Source organism: Nostoc sp. (assembly GCF_036919575.1).
In the GTDB taxonomy this organism is placed as follows: Bacteria; Cyanobacteriota; Cyanobacteriia; order Cyanobacteriales; family Nostocaceae; genus Nostoc.
This window is the reverse complement of record NZ_JBALBY010000075.1, coordinates 1-14,889: the sequence shown is the minus strand read 5'-3', so window position 1 is coordinate 14,889 and position 14,889 is coordinate 1. Positions and strand designations below refer to the sequence as shown.

12 protein-coding genes and 1 tRNA gene are annotated in these 14,889 nt (G+C 42.9%); 4 read left to right on the top strand and 9 right to left on the bottom strand.

From position 1 onward, the window contains the following. The first annotated feature begins 376 nt into the window (after positions 1-376). Positions 377-1,141, top strand: a complete 765-nt coding sequence (locus tag V7K27_RS19750) for an alpha/beta fold hydrolase (protein WP_334949787.1) — start codon at positions 377-379, stop codon at positions 1,139-1,141. An 8-nt stretch (positions 1,142-1,149) separates the two neighbouring features. Here the strand turns inward: V7K27_RS19750 and V7K27_RS19745 are convergent, their stop codons facing one another. Next, complete coding sequence (locus V7K27_RS19745) at positions 1,150-1,755, bottom strand: J domain-containing protein (protein WP_334949786.1); 606 nt, start codon at positions 1,753-1,755, stop codon at positions 1,150-1,152. 29 nt (positions 1,756-1,784) lie between these two features. Here V7K27_RS19745 and V7K27_RS19740 point away from each other — a divergent pair, with 29 nt between their 5' ends. Together V7K27_RS19740 and V7K27_RS19735 are read left to right on the top strand one after the other, a co-directional pair. Next, a complete protein-coding gene (locus V7K27_RS19740; RefSeq protein ID WP_334949785.1) occupies positions 1,785-2,882 on the top strand; it encodes a tocopherol cyclase family protein in 1,098 nt (365 codons plus the stop codon). A gap of 33 nt (positions 2,883-2,915) precedes the next feature. Further along, positions 2,916-2,989 (top strand) — tRNA-Arg (locus tag V7K27_RS19735). A 126-nt stretch (positions 2,990-3,115) separates the two neighbouring features. On the opposite strand, the gene V7K27_RS19730 is transcribed toward V7K27_RS19735, so the two are convergent. From V7K27_RS19730 to V7K27_RS19715, 4 genes are all read right to left on the bottom strand, one after another. Further along, positions 3,116-3,424 carry a type II toxin-antitoxin system RelE/ParE family toxin gene (locus tag V7K27_RS19730; protein WP_334949784.1) on the bottom strand — a complete coding sequence of 103 codons (309 nt, stop codon included), beginning with the start codon at positions 3,422-3,424 and terminating at the stop codon, positions 3,116-3,118. Between the two features lie 6 nt (positions 3,425-3,430). Beyond that, on the bottom strand, positions 3,431-3,688 hold the full coding sequence (locus V7K27_RS19725) for a type II toxin-antitoxin system ParD family antitoxin (RefSeq protein ID WP_334949783.1): 258 nt from the start codon (positions 3,686-3,688) through the stop codon (positions 3,431-3,433). 125 nt (positions 3,689-3,813) lie between these two features. After that, positions 3,814-4,521 carry a Uma2 family endonuclease gene (locus V7K27_RS19720; RefSeq protein ID WP_334949782.1) on the bottom strand — a complete coding sequence of 236 codons (708 nt, stop codon included), beginning with the start codon at positions 4,519-4,521 and terminating at the stop codon, positions 3,814-3,816. A 49-nt stretch (positions 4,522-4,570) separates the two neighbouring features. After that, entirely contained in the window at positions 4,571-4,837 is a 267-nt protein-coding gene (locus tag V7K27_RS19715) for a DUF433 domain-containing protein (RefSeq protein WP_334949781.1), read from the bottom strand. Between the two features lie 333 nt (positions 4,838-5,170). On the opposite strand from V7K27_RS19715, the gene V7K27_RS19710 reads away from it, so the two are divergent. Then, positions 5,171-5,404 (top strand): AbrB/MazE/SpoVT family DNA-binding domain-containing protein, encoded by a 234-nt coding sequence (locus V7K27_RS19710; protein ID WP_334949780.1) that lies wholly within the window; start codon positions 5,171-5,173, stop codon positions 5,402-5,404. Between the two features lie 143 nt (positions 5,405-5,547). Here V7K27_RS19710 and V7K27_RS19705 read toward each other — a convergent pair whose 3' ends face one another. From V7K27_RS19705 to V7K27_RS19690, 4 genes are all read right to left on the bottom strand, one after another. After that, positions 5,548-10,827 (bottom strand): nSTAND1 domain-containing NTPase, encoded by a 5,280-nt coding sequence (locus tag V7K27_RS19705; RefSeq protein ID WP_334949779.1) that lies wholly within the window; start codon positions 10,825-10,827, stop codon positions 5,548-5,550. Then, a complete protein-coding gene (locus V7K27_RS19700) occupies positions 10,797-12,134 on the bottom strand; it encodes a P-loop NTPase fold protein (protein WP_334949778.1) in 1,338 nt (445 codons plus the stop codon). Before V7K27_RS19700 ends, V7K27_RS19705 begins: the two co-directional genes overlap by 31 nt. Positions 12,135-13,285: 1,151 nt before the next feature. Further along, positions 13,286-14,143, bottom strand: coding sequence for an SDR family oxidoreductase (locus V7K27_RS19695; protein WP_334949777.1), 858 nt, complete (start codon positions 14,141-14,143; stop codon positions 13,286-13,288). 62 nt (positions 14,144-14,205) lie between these two features. Continuing rightward, positions 14,206-14,436 (bottom strand): hypothetical protein, encoded by a 231-nt coding sequence (locus tag V7K27_RS19690; RefSeq protein ID WP_334949776.1) that lies wholly within the window; start codon positions 14,434-14,436, stop codon positions 14,206-14,208. Positions 14,437-14,889: the final 453 nt, after the last annotated feature.

The window sequence follows — 14,889 nt, the reverse complement described above, 5'->3', positions numbered from 1 at the left end:
GTGAAATGCACGTAGTGGACCCTCATGGCTTTAATAGTGCATTAGACGTAGACGTAGGTTGGGTGGAGCGGAGCGTAACCCAACATATATCAGGATGTTGGGTTACGCAAAGCCTCCACCCAACCTACAATTTTTTTGCAACATTTTAGGCTAGATAGTCCACTAGAAGACTAGCGACATTTGTTCAGAAATCAAATATGATTCCGATAGCAGCCAACAGACAATCGATAAGGGTGCGGCTGTTGTCAAAAGATGGTGTAGTCATAAACAGTATAAAGTCAGAGTGCTGGTTTAACTTACCTTGTCAAGGTTTAAAATTTGTTGAAAAATAAGAGAAGTTAGGAAACTTGTCCACCATTACCACTATTCAATTGATATGAGTCTTTTTTGTCTAGTTCATGGTGCCTTCCAAGCCACTTGGTGTTGGGATTTGCTCATTCCCTACTTAGAAACACAGGGTCATAAAACCGTAGCAATGGATTTGCCAATTGAAAATGCATCTGCTACTTTGTCCCAATTTGCAGATGCAGTAATTCAAGTGCTGCCAAAAACTGATGATGATATTGTGCTAGTCGGTCACTCAATGGCTGGTACTATAATTCCCCTGGTTGCAGAAGCGGTAAAAGTGCGTCAACTAGTGTTTGTGGCGGCGCTGATCCCGTATCCTGGAATCAGTACACTCGACCAATTTTCTGATCATCTTGATTCTGATACGCTCAAATCATTCAATTACCAGCCAAAAGACCCAAGTAAACTCCAACAGTTCCACGATGAGCCTGATATGTTTGAACCAGCTTCTGTAGGGAAAGATTATTCAGACGAAGCAGTATTAAGGGATTTTTTCTTTCATGATTGTCAACCGGATGTAGCACAGTGGGCAATCTCGAAAAGTCGTTCGCAACAATCTATGGCATATATATTTGAAACGAATCCTCTAAAAGCTTTGCCAAATGTTGAGCGTAAATATATTGTTTGTACCAATGACCGAATAATATCTCCTGCATGGTCACGCTACGCTGCACGCAAGCGCTTAGGAGTCGATGCCATTGAGCTAGCTTCTGGACATTGCCCGCATCTGTCTCGTCCTGACCTTCTTGCTTCAATATTAACTATAGGACTTACGCCAAACTACACGCTGTAGTCTTATCTTCAACGCCGATTTAGCCGCAGTAAACTTTTTATCCTCTGACAAAATCTTTCTACCAAAGGTCTAGGTTTTGATGTATATCTAGGCGATCGCGATCTACGTGCAGCACCCGGATTTCTTAATTCTTGTTCGATTTGTGCAGCTTTATTTAAATCTGAAGCGGCTCTATATTCGTATCCCAGTTGAGAGCAAACTAGCCCACGATATTTATATGCATCAATATAGTGAGGATTGAGACGAATTGCATGGGTAAAATCTGCGATCGCATCTTCATATCTTTCTTTTGTAGCATTCTCTACTCCCAAAGTATAGAAAGTTTCTGCATCCCAACGATTGACAGATATTTTTGGGGGATTTGTAGGCGAAGATGAAGATGGATTTTCACTAGGGGGAGGCTCGGATGGACTTTCAGATTTAAGCTTGTTGTAAGCAGCGTTGATTGATTTGATTTTTTCCTCAGCTTCCTGTTTTTGCTTTGGCTCAAGAAAGCGATCGGGATGCCAAATTTTCACCAGTTTACGGTAAGCTCGCTTCACTTGTGCTGGTGATGCACCAGGTTCTAGCCCCAGAATTTCATAAGCATAATTGATATCCAAGCGATCGCGCATACTGAAAAAATCGGCAACTATATAAATCTATGTTAACTATTCCCCTAAATTTTCTCCAATCAACTCAAACGCCCCATTCTGGCTATCACTGGGATAATAGTAGTCGTCGCTTCTTTGAAGGCTGGTATTACCGCGTTACTTTACCGGAAATTGGGCAAACATTCGCCTTTATGTACTCCATTGAAGACCCCATCGGCGGTAAAGCCCATAGCGGCGGTTCCGCCCAAATCCTCGGCCCGGATGATGAGTATTTATGCCGTACTTTTCCTGATGTGAAGAAATTTTGGGGTAGTCGAGATGTTTTGGGTTTAGGTCATTGGGGTAAAACGGATTTGCAAGTTTCTCCTTTATACCTGCTACCAGCAGAGTTTGAGCATCATATTCAAGAGGGATATCAAGCTACAGCCACCTTGAATCAGGGAATAATTTGCGATCGCGCCACGAATAATTATTGCCGTTGGCAGTATGAAATTCAACCATTATACGCTTGGGGGAATCAAAATAGCATTCAGCAATCAACCGCAGGCTGGCTGTCATTCTTGCAGATTTTTGAACCGGGATGGCAAATTTTGATGGCTCACGGTTTAGCCAGTGGGAAGATTGACTGGAATGGCAAAATCTACGAATTCACCAACGCCCCAGCCTACGGCGAGAAAAATTGGGGTGGTGCTTTTCCCCAAAAATGGTTTTGGATAAACTGTAATTGCTTCGAGGGCGAACCCGACTTAGCATTAACTGCTGGCGGTGGACGGCGCGGTGTGCTGTGGTGGATGGAATCTGTAGCGATGATTGGCTTGCATTATCAAGGCAAGTTTTATGAATTCGTTCCCTGGAATTCACAAGTAGACTGGGAAATTCAGCCTTGGGGTAGATGGCAAATGAGAGCTAGTAATTCAAATTACGAAATTGAGTTGACAGGAACCACCGATTTACCTGGTACACCTCTGCGTGCGCCTACAGAGGATGGTTTAAGATATTGTTGCCGAGACACCATGCAAGGAAAGTTAAATTTAGAGTTACGAGAATTAAATGGCAGAAAATCTCAAATAATCCTGAAAGCAGAAAGTTTTCTTTGTGGTTTAGAAGTAGGCGGCGGTTCTTGGGATAATTGTTGGCAATCTCGCTAAAACTCCTGCTATGATTATATATGCTTCCTATTTGGGGCTGTAGCTCAGTTGGATAGAGCGGACGCCTCCTAAGCGTCAGGTCGTGCGTTCGAGCCGCACCAGTCCCGTGATCACAAAATTCGTAAGACGTTGATATAGCATCTCACAACTGATGCCGAACTCGCGGGCGATCGCTGCTTTTTGCTCACCACTACCCACCCCCTGCCGCAGTTCGGACAGACGCAGCAGTGTGTTTATTCTCCGGTGAGTTCCCGCGCAATGTCCATGTTTGCTGCCAGAACTCGCACGATTTCAACAGGGTTTTCACCTCGGTATATCAGGAAATAGCGAGGCTGTACTAACCAGAAGCGGACATGAAGGGGGGTCAGGTCATAACGATACTGACCTATTCCGGGGCTGTCTGTCAGTAAATCACAGGCACAAAGAAGCTTGTCCAGCATCCGTTCGGCGGCATCCGAATTATCTCGCGCGATATAGGCATAAATTCCCGCGAGGTCATTTTCCGCTTGTGGCGAGAGAATATAAGATTTCCGGTTCGTCACAGCGGTTTATTTCATCAGTTGTCGCGCCTTGTTGCGGATGCGCTCCCGCGCACCTTCTTGGGGAAGACCTTGTGCATTATCAAGCTCAAAAAGACCGATAGCAATTTGCTCATTGAGCCACAATTTATATTCCTCGGAATGGTCGTTAAAACGTTTCAAAAGACGCAATCCCTCCCGAATCACCTCACTTTGAGAATGGTACAAGCCGGACTCAACCTGTCTTTGGACGAATGCTTCCAACTCAGGAGTAAGGGAAATATTCATGTATCTATTTCCTTATAACAAGAATAGACATCATAATAACAATTTTTGTTACTGCTTACCAGTGAAAACTTTCGCGGCGATCGCTTGCGCCAATTATCTACTGTAATAAATTTCTTCGTTGCTAATTAGCGACTCATTGCAAAAATCTGTTCAGCCGTTAAGGGAATATTCGGAAACAATCTAAAATCAATTCGATCCTGCCCTCGAAACACCTTTGGGGGTAAATACTCTCCATCTTCAAGTTGGTAGATTGTAATGGTTGGCTGCTTCGGAGAGCCAATAAACCGAATGCCACCAAAAGCAGCATAGTCCACAATGATGTACTCCAAAACGCCCAAGTCCTCTCTTCGAGACGCTACGCGAACATATTCAGCAAGTTTTGTCAGATAGTCGTCTTTCCAGTTGTTGCTAACGACCTCAATGATTCCGGGTGGTGGAATATATGCAGCAGCAGAACTAGAGCTAGTTTTCATCCTCTGCCATTCAACTCTTGCAAATATGACTATATCTGCTTTCCGGCTTTTTTCCTTTTCTGGTGGTGCTGTTTTGAGCCGAACCTGCTTGGACTGGCGCGACACGTAAGGCAGGTCATTTTCTTGGCAGTGATTTTCTAAGTAGGCGCACAGTCGCTCGATCAAATCCTCATGATTTGCATTTGGTTCTGATAATGGCACGGGAATCCCATCCAATAGCTCAAACTCTCTGCCTGAACCATCGTCCCAGGCAAGAAACTCTTCAAAAGTCAGTGGTTGTGTGACGGTTGCATACATCGCCCTCGCTCCCTTGCTGACGGGTACTTCACTCAATGCTACCAAATCGCATCTAAAATTCACGTCATTTTACGAATGCGAATACTTTTAGATGAAATAACACTAAAAGCTCCTAATAATTCATCTGCGTGTTGATTAATGGCATTGGCAATAATTTCTGCTCTATCATTTGGAGATAAACCGAATAACCCAAAGCTTGAGCCGCAAATGCCAAAGCTGCTTTAATTCCTTCATCGCTAAGTCGCGGATGCGCTTCGAGTATTTGCTGAGGTGTTTCACCCGCAGCAAGCTTTTCGAGAATTAATTCAACTGTAATACGAGTTCCTGAAATGACAGGTTTGCCCATCATTATTTTTGGATCGGATACGATTTTTTGCATGAATTATGATTATTTGAATAGATAATTAATTTACAGCTATTTTCAGGTAAATAGACCACGCGGTAGGGGCACAGCATTGCTGTGCCCCTACGACAGATGTGGTTCAAATACATGATTTCTGCTGTAATATATATCGCCTTTCATCATTCTTCTACATCACCTACCAGAACACAAAGAGCGTAGGCGTAGCCCGTCGTAGACATCGCGTTTTAATCGTCTCACAAGATGATTAAAATAGTGGGAAATATGGAAAATAGAAATGCAGGGGAGCTATTAGCTAAACACTTCAACATTAACATGAGGACATAAGAACGCTTGAAGAATAAACACACTATGCGGATTACACCTGACGGTCAGATTACTATCCCTCCTGAAATCCGAGAGGTGCTAAACATTTCTCCTGACGTAGAATTAGCGTTTGAAATCGAAGGCGATCGCCTCTATCTCAAGAAAATACAACCTACCGATAAAATTTTAACCTGGATTGACACCATGCGGGGTTGCGCTGCTGGAAACCTCACCAGTGAACAAATCATGACCCTCACCCGCAGCGACGACAATCTATGACCGTCTTGGTAGACAGCAACGTTATCTTATTTATGTCCCTGGCTTACCTCACCCTCAATCCCTCTCCTTATAAAGGAGAGGGAAGCTAGATACAGGAGGAAGTTTTGCATTTTATTTAACGGGTTCGATAATCTAATAGGCTATCACCTACCAGAACACAAAGCGCGATCGCTCTTTATCACCTTCTGATTAGTCTGCAAATAATCGTGTAGTAAATCGCAACCCCGTGTCAGTAATTTTTCCAGTTGGATATCCGCCAAATTCTGTAAAATCACCGCACCGTTAGCACTACCCGCAGCCAAAGTTTTACCGTCATGGCTGAAACTGACGCTGGTTAATTCATCCTTATAACCTTTCAAAGCAATCAGCAATGTCCCTTCTCGGTTCCAAATCCTTACTTTGTCATCACTGCTAGCTGCTAGAGTCTTACCATCTGGGCTAAAACTCACACTGATGAAACTATCGCCATCGCCAGCGAGATTATTGAGCAAATCACCGTCTCGGCTCCAAATCTTCACCGTGCTATCAATACTAACTGATGCGATCGCTTTCCCATCAGGCGACCAAGCAACCCCATTTACTCGGCGGCTATGACCAGTTAATGTGTATAGTAGTTTACCATCCACACTCCAGATTTTCACTGTTTTGTCATCACTGGCTGAGGCTAGCAATTTACCATCTGGGCTAAAGCTTACCCAATTCACCGCGTCTTGATGTCCCTGCAAGGTGTTAAGTAGTTTACCGTCGAGACTCCAAAGTTTTACTGTTTTATCTTTACTGGCCGAGGCAATTACTTTACCATCAGGCGACCAAGCAACACCTAAGACGGCACCATTATGACCCTGCAAGGTGTTGAGTACTTTACCGTCGAGACTCCAAAGCTTCACCGTTTTATCTTTACTAGCCGAAGCGATCGCTTTACCATCGGGGCTAAAACTCACGCCCCAAACTTGACCCTGATGCCCCGTGAAAATACGGATTAGTTTACCGTCACGACTGAAAAGTTTTATAGTTTTGTCTCGACTCGCTGCTGCTAAGGTGCGATCGCCTGGACTAAAACTGATGCTAGTTACCCAGTCATCATTATCGGCTTTGGGCTTTCGCAGCAGCACATCATCCCAATGCCAGAGTTTAATAGTTTTATCCCGACTTGCAGAAGCAAGGGTGCGACCGTCTGGGCTGAAACTGACGCTATTCACCCAATTATTATGTCCCTTCAAGGTTCCTAGCAGCACACCTTCAAAACTCCAAAGTTTAATTGTCTCGTCGGTACTTGCAGAAGCGATTGTCTTACCATCATGGCTAAAACTGACGCTGGTAACTCCAGCACTATGCCCCGATAAGGTTCGCAGTAGTTTACCTTCCAGATTCCATAGTTTGATTGTCTGGTCTAAACTAGCAGAAGCGATCGCTTGACCATCAGGCGACCAAGTTATACTTTTGACTGCATCATCATGTCCTTGGAAGGTTTTGAGCAGCTTACCATCCCGACTCCACAATTTTACCGTCTTGTCAGCACTCCCGGAAGCAAGAGTTTGACCATCAGGCGACCAAGCGACACTTAAGATTGCACCTTCATGTCCCTGCAAAGTTTTGAGTAGCTTGTTGTCCCGACTCCAAAGTTTTATTGTCTTGTCTGAACTCGCTGAAGCAATAATTTGACCATCTGGGCTGAAACTAACACTATTAACTACAGCTTGATGTCCTAATAGAGTAGCAAGCAGTTGACCGTCACGATTCCACAGTTTTACTGTCTTGTCTTGACTGGCGGAAGCAATTATTTGACTATCGGGGCTGAAACTGACGCTATTAACTACATCATCATGCCCCGACAAGGTTTTAACCAAGCTACCATCGGGACGCCAGAGTTTAATTGTATTATCCGCACTGGCTGAAGCAATTAAAGTGCGATCGCCACTAAATATAACACTATTTACCCCAGAGATATGCCCTTCTAAGCGGTTATATTCTCTGACGCTGGAAACTGCTTGATAGAGTGCTGTTTGTACTTCCTCTCTTGTATTGGAATCTACCCAGACTGTTTGTTGGAATTTTCTTCCCGCTTTTAAAGCTTCTTTTAAAGCATCAATACCTTTTTGGGAAGCAAAGAGGGCTTCACTAGATGCACTCAGAGTTTTAATTTCGCTATCTACTGCTGTGACTATAGAAACACTTAATCCTAATATGGCGAGAACGCAAGCAGTTAGGGCAATTTTCAACGACCGATTTAATTGAGCTTCACTAATTCTTTGTTTCTTTTGACTTTCTGCGAGTTTAGCTGTTAACTCTTTTTCTTTAAGTTCAGCCCGCAAATGTTCAATTTCTAACTGACTCAATTCTTCCCGCTTGTGTAACTCTCGCAATTCTGTTAATAAGTCCAATCCCGGTTGGGGATGAGAATCTACCAATTTGGAACGCTGCTTTTTTTGGCTAAGTTCGCTTTTAAGTCGTTCAATCTCAGCTTGACTCTGTTCTACTTTTTGGCGTAGCTGGTTCAGTTGTACCTGTAAACTCGATTCCTGTTGTTGCAGGTAGCGAATTAAGTCTACTAAATAATCGTGAATCAGTTGATAGCGTTCTGGTACATCAGGGAATAGTACTACTAAACCGGAGCTAACTAAAATCTCTAAGACTAACTCTAAGTTACTCGCATCTTCCAATTCTGCTAGCTGCACCGCTAACTCAGCACGAGTTTTAAAAGGTCGGTTGTTACTTTCATCTGTTAATAAGTATAAGACGATTAAAGCGGCTCGTTCATTCTCTGGGCCGCAGTCTTTAATCAGTTCCTTAATATATCGCTCAATGAGTTTATTAGGTCGATATGGCTGATATTCTTCTAGTGTAGTAATGCGCTCATCTTGAATTTGCGCTCCCACCACTTGCAATTCAATCGGGCGAACTTCTCCAAATTCTGTTGATAAATCTTCGATTAAAGCATCAATTAAAGCCGGTTCTAAGTTAAACTGCGATCGCTCTGTTAATTTTCGGATAATTGCTTTCGCATATTCTGGTGTAAAGTTATTTAACTGGTAACGAATATGCTTGTCGAGAATATTATTATTAATCGCTTCCAGTGCCGAAAGATGTTTAAAATCTAATAACCGATGTAAATAATCTTCGCGTAAGGAAAGGATCACTTTCACAAAGGGGATTTTGAGACAGTCACTAATAAATTTATCAAATTCTTGCTTTTGATTGCGATCGCTATAACCAAAGAAAAATTCCTCAAATTGGTCAAAAATTAAAACTGTGATCAAGTGCTGATCGGCATTTTCCTTTAGTTGCTCTAAAATTCTCAAGATGGTGATCGGTTGGGCATAGTAAGCTAAAGCTTCCGGTTTAATAGCTACTTCTGACTTGATATCAGCATACACGGCAAGGGATGCGTCACTAGACATCGCCTCACTTAAAGATTTTCCTAATTCTCGCGCCCAATCGGTGTAAACTTGCAATACCACAGGCACGGCTATTTGATCGCCAACGGCTCGATTTTGCAATGCTGGAACTAAACCCGCCGTCACAGTCGAACTTTTACCCACCCCTGATTGACCGTGAATTACCGTCAGCTTTTGATCGGCGCGGCTAATTCTGCCAATTAAGTTATTAATATCACGCTCCCGACCAGAAGCGGCAATTTCTAAAGCAACGCTACTACTCCCAGAAGGTGACATCAATGCTGGATTTGTCGCCTGTCTTTGCGGTTGCAAGCGTCCCGCACCGATAAAAGCCCGAAAACCGTACTGTTGCTCAACAGAACGCCGTTTCTGTCGAATATAATAGGCTTCCAGATAGCGCCCTTCTTCAAAGTAGAGCGATCGCAATCTCCGCAATAAGCGAATATAACGATGGGCATCGTATTGATGAGCGCTGCTTTCTAAAGCTGCTGGTAGTTCTTTTGTCGCCTTATCCAGGTATTCACGCGCTATTTCTAATTCACCTAAATTTCGCTGGGCTTTCGCCAAAACTAAATAGTAAATTTGCCCCAATAATAATGGAAATAAGCAGTTGTAAGGATCGTTGTGCTTTTGCGCCTCACCTAATTTTAACAGTGATACGTGTGCTAATATACTCGCCTGTACCCAGCGCGACTGCTGGACAGCCACTTGCGCCAGAAAACCGTAGTCACAAGCTAATTCGATTTGAGTACCATAAGTTTGATGTAACTCCAGAGACTTTTGAGCAACCGTCTGCAATTCTTCCCACTCTTGCAGATATTGCAAAACTTCAGCGAGTTGATTAATGAATCCAGCAACTATATCTAAACGTCCAGCCACTTGTAAAACATTTAAGCATTGCTGAAAATAAGATTTAGCTGTGTACCAATGACGACGGTTTTCGGTTTGATTTTGCTCTGCAAAACGGCAATAACACAGCCCAATATAAAACAGTAAAATTCCCTGTCGTAAAAGTAGAGGAGATGGCCGATTAGGAGGCATAGGCAAAGAAAATACCCCCTCATCTTCTTCCTGACAATTCAGGTCATGTGGAAAAGCTAACGCGAAACCTAACCCCCCAGCCCCCTTCCCTACAAGGGAATGGGGAGAATTCAAAGCCTCTCTCCTTGCAGGAGAGAGGTTTGGAGAGAGGTTTTCGAGATCCCGTGAAAAGTCAGCATCCTCTTCATCTCCTCCAATCTTTCCTTTCGCCAACTTTTGCCAAACTTCCAAGCTTTGCTGAAAATGGTTTAAGGCTGGATGAATGCGATCGCTAATATAATCATCTAGACCAAAAACAAATTCTAAACTAGCCTCTAATTCTGAATCTAAGCTAATACCACGATTGTGTAACTCTTTAATAGCAAAGTGGAGTTCATAGCTATGTTTCCAGACTTGCTCCACAGTGGAATAATGCTTTGCAACTTCAGGAGGTTGTTGTTGTGCAGCCTCGGTTGGTAACACCGTAGCAAATAAAGAATCAGTTTCCTGTTGCAAAAATTCCAGCAGTGAGTCAGTTGTCATTTCAAACTGAATCGGTGTCGCCGCCCAACTAGCAAAATCTGGTGCTAAACGCACTACCTTTTGCAACACTTCCTCATTCACCCAGACAATCATCGGGAATGCGTGGCGTTTGCGAAATTCATCACGAATATGATTGATAGACCTCAATAGATCATCAAGTCCATCTACTAACTCTAAACCCAAAATCATCAACGCCGATGGCGGATTCTTTTCGGTTAGCAGTTGTAAATGAATACTTGTGTAAAGACTTCTAGCATTATGCGGCAGAACTACCTTTTGAATTTGGTGTACTCCTGAAGAGAGTTCTTCAAGTTTTTGCAACATTTGCTCTTGCAAAACTCGATAATTGCAGCACACCAAAACCAGGGAGAATTGACCGTTAGAAAGGGCAATTGCTCTCCCCAAATTTCTCAAAGCTCGCTCATTAGCTGCTGTTACATCTGCTTGTGGGTGTCGTTCAACCATGACTTAAATTTTTCTGTCTCTGCTAAAACTGGGTTGACGGCAAACCAAGCTCCCTGATGATCGCGGTATTCAAATACAAACAAACTTCGCAATAAAGTATGGTATTCTATATCGCCTCTAACTCTCTGCTGTTGCACTACCTGAAAGATTAATTCCCACTCATGAGGGTCGATAGCATTAGTTCGGTAATCCCGTTGTCTTCGGATTACCAACTCGACACACTCCCGCTCAAAAGGTGGATCTTGTTCTCGCAGACAGTCAAACAGTAACCCTAGCAAGTCGCGTACATGACCACCACTAATCAAGCACAATCGATCTAAGGTATCCAGATTATCAAACACTTCTGTAATTAAGCCTAACCGATCCCTAGCTAAAATGTCGGGAAAAGCTCTAGCTAGCACCATTTGCCGCAACATTGTTAACCCTTGCGGGAAAATCTCCCCAGAGCGCAAACGTACAGGTATCATCGGTAACACTTTTGGCGCGACTCCACCCCCCAAACGATGTTGAAGTTCGGCGCTATCGTTGGAGAAAGTCAGCGCTAAGGGAATAGTATAGACTACATGACAATTTAGTTTGCGTAACTGTTCACCACGCTGAATAAATAAATATTCTGGCAGCGATCGCCCCGATGGTAAAGGCCGAATTGCGACTCTATCCAAATTATCAACAATCACCACCAATCCTTTTTTACCCCTAGCTTTCAGTTGCTTGGTGGCAGGTTCTAGCAATTCTTGATTAATTGACTGTAAAATATTTGCTGTTCGCGGTTCCAAGTAATCTCTTAACCGCCGCCGCAATTGGGGACTTTCTTTAGCCTTAGCTGTAATTTTGGCAATCCCCACAGACAACTCTGCTTCCACCCCAAGTTCAATTGGCGTTTGCAGAAAATCCACGAGTTCAGCAAACAACTTAGTAAAGTAGCTAGGCTTAAACCTAATTTTCAAGGCTTCTAGGCTTTCGCTTACCTGTCCAGCGATCGCTAATAAAATATCAGTCACATCCACATCTGCCATTTCTAACACATGGGTAGACTCAAAGTAAACTACATGAAATTGCTGTTCCTCTAACTCAGCTTTCAGGCGTAACAACTCCGTTGATTTTCCACAGCCGAGATGTCCGGTAAATAGTTGACAGGTTGGAGCATCCGGGGATATTCTAGCGATCGTGCGCTGCAAAGCCTCAATGATTTTGCCACCCCGCACCGCAGCAAAATCGATATAGTATCTGCGATCGCTGGCATTTCCTATAATTAGAGGTCTGCTGGGATTGCAAGCCTGATAAAATCTTTCTAAATCTAGGAGCATAACTAATCGAGTTCACTCAGGAATAGGGATGAAAAAATCTGTTGAATAAATATATTTGGTTTTAGGGAATTTCTTCCTTAATTTAAGTACATCTCACTCAAAATACTAACTAAATTAGCAGTATTCAGGATGATTTTTCATATCTAGGTTTGATCTAGCACAAGCCAAGGCTGATATTTGATTTTAAGTAAGTAAAAATACTATTATAAGTACAAATAGCAAAAATCCTCCTGAATAAATAAGGTACTCTTATCAATATTAAAAATATCCAGCACAAAAAAAGGTAATCTTAAGTACAGTTTTATAGCACTCTTGAATATATAGCGGTTCTCAATTGCATAAAATATAGACCACTCGTAGGGAACATTTTGCACCAAGCCCAAACGACTGGAAGTCGCGGCTATACAAACAAAGTCCACCGACCTGGACTAAGAGAAAATTAAATAAGTCGGAAGTCGGAAGCGATGCCTTGAGCTACGCCGCTACAGTGTACACACAAGTCGAATTACCCCCCTTAATCCCCCCTTGGAAAGGGGGGAGATCGGAAATCCAGTTCCCTCCCCTTTACAAGGGGAGGGTTAGGGTGGGGTAAAACCCTGGTTAATTTACCCCCTACGACAGATGTGGTTTTTTGCATCACACATATTTGGTATTTTCTATTAAGGCGTAAACGCTAGATTTAGCCCTTAAAGGGATAATTTGTTCCTGAAAGTGATGATTTACTCCTGAAAGCGATGGGTTACGCCTTAACGCCATACTTTACTCCTTAAAAAGACGATTTTTTTCTTAAAAAGATGATTTTTTTCTTAAAATGACGATTTTTTTCTTAAAAAGACGATTTTTTTCTTAAAAAGATGATTTTTTTCTTAAAAAGATGATTTTTTTCTTAAAAAGATGATTTTTTTCTTAAAAAGATGATTTTTTTCTTAAAATGAACGCGGTGTCCAACTTTCTCTCAAACCTAACCCCAACCGCTTCCCTACGAGGGAAGGCTAGGGTGTATACACAAGTGTGAATAGTTTACTCACTTGGTTTTGGCGTCAGTTTTACCCCACCCTAACCCTCCCCTTGTAAAGGGGAGGGAACTAGATTCATTTTTCCCCCCAATCCATCGGGGGGATTAAGGGGGGTAATTTGACGCGTAAAGTAATCTACAACCCCATTGAGTATAAAATTACCCGGTCATGCAGCTTATCGGGTAAAATGTGCTTCAGCACAGCTCCAAGTTTGGCATCTTGTCCAACAAGATAGCGTGTCTTAGGTTGTTTTGCAGTCAGCGCATCGACAACAACCTGAGCGACAAGATCCGCAGAAATTCCCTTAGATGCGAGAATTTGCATTTTTTTACGGACAATATTCATCGCCTGACCGTAAAGATTTTGTGCCGATTCTGGTAAATCCTGCTGTGCTATTTCAGATTGACTTAGAGACTTTTCCCAGATTGGAGTAGCGATAGAACCAGGTTCAATAATAGAAACCGAGATTCCCCAAGGTCGTAACTCCATCCGCAGCACATCAGTGAGTGCTGACAAAGCAAACTTTGACGCATTATAAGCTCCCAGGAACGGCGTCGGACTTCTACCAGCAATGGAACCCATATTGATAATTCGGCCCCGACTCTGGCGTAATAGACCAAGAAATGCTTGTGTGACTGCTAATTGTCCAGTAACATTAACCTGCATCTGGTATTGAAATTCTGCGATCGCTAATAATTCCAACGGCCCAGGAACAGCAATTCCGGCATTATTCACTAAACCGAAAATCCCCCCATCACCGACAGCATTTGTTACCTTATCAACCGCAGCTGCGATCGATTCAGCATCAGTAACATCTAAAAAAATCGGAATCAGCCTTTGTGACCCTTTCTCTCTAAGTGTTTGAGCATCAACATCTTGACGCACGCCAGCAAAAACAGAGAAGCCCAACTGGTCTAAAAGCAAAGCAGACGCCTGGCCAATTCCTGTTGATGCTCCTGTAACCACTACTGTACGTTGATTTTTTGTAACCATTAATTTTCTTTTTTTTTATGATGGGACTACCGTAATTACGAATTACGAATTACGAATTAGTATCAATCTTTGCAAGTACCAGCGCGAAGACAATCTTCCGTTTGGTCATCTCTAGCTGATATTTGCCACGGAAAATTGTCTGACTGAGTACTTGTGTTGTAAGCAATTAGAGCCGTTATTATGGGAAACTGGTTTTTAACAATCAGCACGTCACGACTACAACTATTGGCTAGCTCAACATTGTATAAATAAACAGGCAATGACATCAGGGCAATGCAAATTGTCCGGTACATACCCAACCTCAGCTAAAAATTTCCGATTGCGCTATGTATAGATAGATGCCACCTTGATCAACCGGATTTTTAAAACTGAGTATTATATGCTAATGTTGTGTCGATTTACTCAGCGCTAGTAGCCGCAGAGACGTGATTTGTAGATTATCAAAACAGAATTCAGGATTCAGAATTCAGAATTCAGAATGAATTTTCTACAAGTGGTGGGTGAATAAACGGGTTTAAAACGCTGCGCGATCGCCTACTCTTTGGCAGAGCCTCTCTTAGAGAAGGAGCTACGCGATCGCTGGTGGATGTGAATCCCCCATTACAGCAGAAATCATGTATTTGAACCACACCTGTCGTAGGGGCACAGCAATGCTCATTGGTGTCAACTTAAGCTCAAATGCTTATTCCACAGGCGTTTTACCCCCCTTAATCCCCCCTTGGAAAGGGGGGAAAAAGAAAATCCAG

Excerpts from the sequence above, each read along its gene's own strand:
- V7K27_RS19750 (WP_334949787.1), top strand. The coding sequence starts at position 377 with ATGAGTCTTTTTTGTCTAGTTCATGGTGCCTTCCAAGCCACTTGGTGT.
- V7K27_RS19745 (WP_334949786.1), bottom strand. The coding sequence starts at position 1,755 with ATGCGCGATCGCTTGGATATCAATTATGCTTATGAAATTCTGGGGCTA.
- V7K27_RS19740 (WP_334949785.1), top strand. The coding sequence starts at position 1,785 with ATGTTAACTATTCCCCTAAATTTTCTCCAATCAACTCAAACGCCCCAT.
- V7K27_RS19725 (WP_334949783.1), bottom strand. The coding sequence starts at position 3,688 with ATGAATATTTCCCTTACTCCTGAGTTGGAAGCATTCGTCCAAAGACAG.
- V7K27_RS19715 (WP_334949781.1), bottom strand. The coding sequence starts at position 4,837 with ATGCAAAAAATCGTATCCGATCCAAAAATAATGATGGGCAAACCTGTC.
- V7K27_RS19710 (WP_334949780.1), top strand. The coding sequence starts at position 5,171 with ATGCGGATTACACCTGACGGTCAGATTACTATCCCTCCTGAAATCCGA.
- V7K27_RS19705 (WP_334949779.1), bottom strand. The coding sequence starts at position 10,827 with ATGGTTGAACGACACCCACAAGCAGATGTAACAGCAGCTAATGAGCGA.
- V7K27_RS19700 (WP_334949778.1), bottom strand. The coding sequence starts at position 12,134 with ATGCTCCTAGATTTAGAAAGATTTTATCAGGCTTGCAATCCCAGCAGA.
- V7K27_RS19695 (WP_334949777.1), bottom strand. The coding sequence starts at position 14,143 with ATGGTTACAAAAAATCAACGTACAGTAGTGGTTACAGGAGCATCAACA.
- V7K27_RS19690 (WP_334949776.1), bottom strand. The coding sequence starts at position 14,436 with ATGTACCGGACAATTTGCATTGCCCTGATGTCATTGCCTGTTTATTTA.